The sequence below is a fragment of the Floccifex sp. genome (assembly GCF_051873555.1).
Taxonomy (GTDB): domain Bacteria; phylum Bacillota_I; class Bacilli_A; order Erysipelotrichales; family Erysipelotrichaceae; genus Floccifex.
This window is the reverse complement of sequence record NZ_JBJEEY010000009.1, coordinates 1-4,055: the sequence shown is the minus strand read 5'-3', so window position 1 is coordinate 4,055 and position 4,055 is coordinate 1. Positions and strand designations below refer to the sequence as shown.

General features: G+C 32.2%; 5 protein-coding genes. All 5 read left to right on the top strand.

Annotation, left to right across the window (positions count from 1 at the left end; all coding sequences use genetic code 11):
* Positions 1 to 94 precede the first annotated feature (94 nt).
* Entirely contained in the window at positions 95 to 1,177 is a 1,083-nt protein-coding gene (locus ACI32A_RS00735) for an ATP-binding protein (RefSeq protein ID WP_439753107.1), read from the top strand.
* Positions 1,174 to 1,614, top strand: coding sequence for a GAF domain-containing protein (locus tag ACI32A_RS00730; protein ID WP_439753106.1), 441 nt, complete (start codon positions 1,174 to 1,176; stop codon positions 1,612 to 1,614). The genes ACI32A_RS00735 and ACI32A_RS00730 overlap by 4 nt, the downstream gene beginning before the upstream one ends.
* A gap of 70 nt (positions 1,615 to 1,684) precedes the next feature.
* Positions 1,685 to 2,323, top strand: coding sequence for a MerR family transcriptional regulator (locus tag ACI32A_RS00725; protein ID WP_439753105.1), 639 nt, complete (start codon positions 1,685 to 1,687; stop codon positions 2,321 to 2,323).
* Positions 2,304 to 2,621 carry a YbjQ family protein gene (locus ACI32A_RS00720; RefSeq protein WP_439753104.1) on the top strand — a complete coding sequence of 106 codons (318 nt, stop codon included), beginning with the start codon at positions 2,304 to 2,306 and terminating at the stop codon, positions 2,619 to 2,621. Before ACI32A_RS00725 ends, ACI32A_RS00720 begins: the two co-directional genes overlap by 20 nt.
* Before the next feature lie 78 nt (positions 2,622 to 2,699).
* Complete coding sequence (locus tag ACI32A_RS00715; RefSeq protein ID WP_439753103.1) at positions 2,700 to 3,917, top strand: iron-containing alcohol dehydrogenase; 1,218 nt, start codon at positions 2,700 to 2,702, stop codon at positions 3,915 to 3,917.
* Positions 3,918 to 4,055 lie beyond the last annotated feature (138 nt).

Sequence of the window (4,055 nt, the reverse complement as noted above, 5' to 3'; positions counted from 1 at the left end):
TCTATCAAATAAAAAAAAGACTGTCGACTATTACTTTGTCAACAGTCTGAAAGAAGAAATTTATTTTCTTCTTTTTTTTTGGTACACTTTGTGTATGAAAATAGAAGATGTTTTGAATTTAGAATCTAAGATTCTTGTGGATTTAAGAGATGTTTCTTTTTATGATCGAGATCATATAGAAGGGGCGATTCATTTAAGTGAATTTGATTTATTGTCTTTACCTAAAAATCAGAAAATCATTATCTATAATTATACTGGATTTCAAAGTGAATTGATTTGTATGAAATATCAATCATTGGGTTATGATATAGACTTTATTGATGGAGGATATTATGGGTATATAGATTATATCGATCCTTCTATGAATATAGAAAGAAGCTTAATTAAGAAGTTTCGAAAAGATATTTGGCGTAAATTCACAAAAGCTGTGACTGAATATGATTTAATTTCAAATGGAGATAAAATAGCGGTTTGTATATCTGGAGGAAAAGATTCTTTTTTATTGGCAAAGTGTTTTCAGGAAATTAAAAAACATGGCATGATTGATTTTGATTTGGAATTTATTGTGATGAATCCTGGGTATAACTTAGTCAATGTGAATATGATTGAAGAAAATGCGAAAAGACTGAATATTCCCATTCATATTTTTTCTACCGATATATTTGAATATGTATCCACTCAATCTGGATCGCCTTGTTACTTGTGTGCAAGAATGAGACGAGGCCATTTATATAATGCAGCAAAGGAATTAGGATGCAACAAGATTGCTTTAGGTCATCATTATGATGATGTCATTGAAACGATTTTAATGGGTATGTTATATGGGGCACAAATTCAAACCATGATGCCAAAACTACATAGCACTAATTTTGAAGGCATGGAATTGATTCGTCCTTTGTATTTAGTACGAGAAGAATCTATCATTCACTGGATGGATTATCATCATTTACAATTTCTTCGCTGTGCTTGTAAATTAACAGAAATGAGTGAAGAAATTGAAGGATTATCAAAAAGAAAAGAAGTCAAACAATTAATTTCAAATTTACATAAAATCAATCCATATGTGGAAGCCAATATCTTTAAATCCGTTGAAAATGTAAATTTAGATACAGTTATTGCGTATAAAAAAGAGGGTCAGAAAATTCATTTCTTAGACCACTATAAGGAGGAAACATGAATTTATTGAGTCAACAACTACAAGGACTTATTGAAGATGATCAATATGAAATCACAACACTATCCAATATGTCTAGTTTTATTTATTCTTATTTAGAAGACATATCCTGGGCTGGTTTCTATTTATTCAAAGACAATCAATTGATTTTAGGACCTTTTCAAGGAAAAATTGCTTGTACATTGATTCCAATCGGAAAAGGCGTATGTGGAAAAGCAGCTGAAACTTTAGAAACACAAGTAGTAGCCAATGTTCATGAATTTGAAGGACACATTGCATGTGATTGTGCATCAAATTCAGAAATTGTAGTTCCCATTTTTGTTCATAATCAATTATATGGCGTATTGGATTTAGATAGTACTTCTTTTGATCGATTTGGAAAAGATAAAGAATGTATTGAAGAATTGGTTCATGTATTGGAAAAGAAACTTGAAAAATAGTTTCTTTTTTTTGAAGAAATATTGACTATTCCCTTGGGGAATGGTTTATAAAAAAGACAAAGGAGGCACTATGTTAATTAATGACGTTGAAAGTATTGTAGGTTTGTCAAAGAAAAGCATTCGATATTATGAAGAAATGGGATTAATCAATCCAGAAAGAAATTCCAATAATGGATATCGATTTTATAATGAATTTGATATTCGACAATTAAAAATTATTAAATTTTTAAGAGAATTAGGGGTTCCCATTCAAGAATTAAAAAAAGTGATAAAAAAAGAACTGAGTTTAAGAGAATGTGTGGAATCTCGTTTGATGAAAATTGCTCAGGAAAGAAGGAATTATGAAAGAGTGACTCTTCTTTGTCAAAAAATATTAGAATCCAATGATTCTATTGAAACCATTCAAATCGATCAATACTTTCAATCTATGAATGTATTAAATAAAGAAGGATTTACAATGAGAAAAATAGAAGAAGAACATAAGAAAAAAATTAATGGAGCCATATATTCTGGAATTGGATTTTGTATCTTTATGGGAATTTTTGTAGCTCTTTTACTCTTTGCCCAGTCAATTGATCCTATGCCATGGCCATTATTTATTGTATTGGAATCTTTCTTTGTGATTCCTATTTTAATTGTACCAAAAATACTGATAAATCGAATTCAAGAAATCAAGAAAGGAGAAATCGATGAAGCTAGTAAATATTGATTATTTGCCTGGATATGAAATTGTAGAGGCACTTGGAATTGTAAAAGGACAAACAGTTCAATCCAAAAACATTGGGAAAGACATTGGAGCTGGTTTTAAAACCATTGTTGGTGGAGAATTAGCTAGTTATACCGATATGTTAAAGGAAGCACGACAAATTGCGACAAAAAGAATGGTCGATGAAGCAGAAAGTTTAGGAGCCGATGCGATTATCAATATTCGATTTGGTTCGTCTTCTGTAATGTCAGGGGCTGCTGAAATCATTGCCTATGGAACAGCCGTTAAAATTAAGAAGTAGTATCGTTATGTCTTACTGCTTAAATGTGGTATACTTTACATAGTTAAAGCGTTAACAAAACGAGGAGGAAAATTTATCATGCAAAGATTTACATTACCACGTGATTTGTATCATGGACCAGGTGCATTGGAAGCTTTAAAAACATTAAAAGGAAATCGAGCTATTGTATGCGTTGGTGGAGGATCTATGAAACGCGGTGGCTTCCTTCAAAAAGTACAAGCCTACTTAGAAGAAGCTGGAATGGAAGTAAAATTATTTGAAGGAATTGAACCCGATCCATCTGTAACAACTGTTATGAAAGGGGCTCAAGTCATGGAAGAATTCCAGCCAGACTGGATTGTTGCCATTGGTGGTGGGTCTCCAATTGATGCAGCTAAAGCAATGTGGATCAAATATGAATATCCAGAAATTACTTTTGAACAAATGATTGTTCCATTTGGAATTCCTGAATTACGTCAAAAAGCAAAATTTGTTGCGATTCCATCTACATCTGGAACAGCTACTGAAGTAACAGCATTTTCAGTTATTACAGACTACGAAAAAGGAATTAAATATCCATTAGCTGACTTTAATATTACACCAGACATTGCCATTGTTGATCCTAGTTTAGCTGAAACAATGCCACCTAAATTAGTGGCTCATACAGGAATGGATGCTATGACACATGCCGTTGAAGCTTATGTATCCACATGTAACTGTGATTATACAGATCCATTAGCAATCCATGCTATAGAATTGATTCAGGCTAACTTAGTTAAGTCTTATAACGGTGATATGGATGCTCGTGCTACAATGCATAATGCACAATGTTTAGCTGGACAAGCTTTCTCAAATGCTTTATTAGGTATTGTTCACTCTATGGCTCATAAAACAGGAGCTGTATTTGCGGATCAGGGAGCTCATATTATTCACGGAGCTGCCAATGCAATGTATTTACCAAAAGTCATTCAATACAATGCGAAAAATGAAGAAGCTAAAAAACGTTATGGAGTCATCGCAGATTATATGCACTTAGGTGGAGAAAACGATGATGAAAAAGTAAAGAATTTAGTGGCTTACTTACGTAAGATGAACGATGACTTGAATATTCCTCAGTCTATTAATCATTACGGAGCTAATGGACTTCCAGCTGAAGTTGGATTTGTTTCAGAAGAAGTATTCTTAGAAAGATTGGATTCCATTGCAGCAAATGCCATCTTAGATGCTTGTACTGGATCGAATCCTCGTCAACCAAATCAAGAAGAAATGGTTAAATTATTAAAAGCTGTTTACTATGATTTAGATGTTGATTTCTAATATTAAAATGCGAATTAGTTCGCATTTTTTTTACAAATTCAATCTTTTTTCGAATATATATAACAGGAGGAACAATTATGATTGATATTAAAAAAGATATAAATTTCCGATATATATTCGGAAAAGACAAGGAACCCA

Coding starts and splice junctions, on each gene's coding strand:
- ACI32A_RS00720 (WP_439753104.1), top strand. CDS start 2,304: ATGAAGCTAGTAAATATTGATTATTTGCCTGGATATGAAATTGTAGAG.
- ACI32A_RS00735 (WP_439753107.1), top strand. CDS start 95: ATGAAAATAGAAGATGTTTTGAATTTAGAATCTAAGATTCTTGTGGAT.
- ACI32A_RS00725 (WP_439753105.1), top strand. CDS start 1,685: ATGTTAATTAATGACGTTGAAAGTATTGTAGGTTTGTCAAAGAAAAGC.
- ACI32A_RS00715 (WP_439753103.1), top strand. CDS start 2,700: ATGCAAAGATTTACATTACCACGTGATTTGTATCATGGACCAGGTGCA.
- ACI32A_RS00730 (WP_439753106.1), top strand. CDS start 1,174: ATGAATTTATTGAGTCAACAACTACAAGGACTTATTGAAGATGATCAA.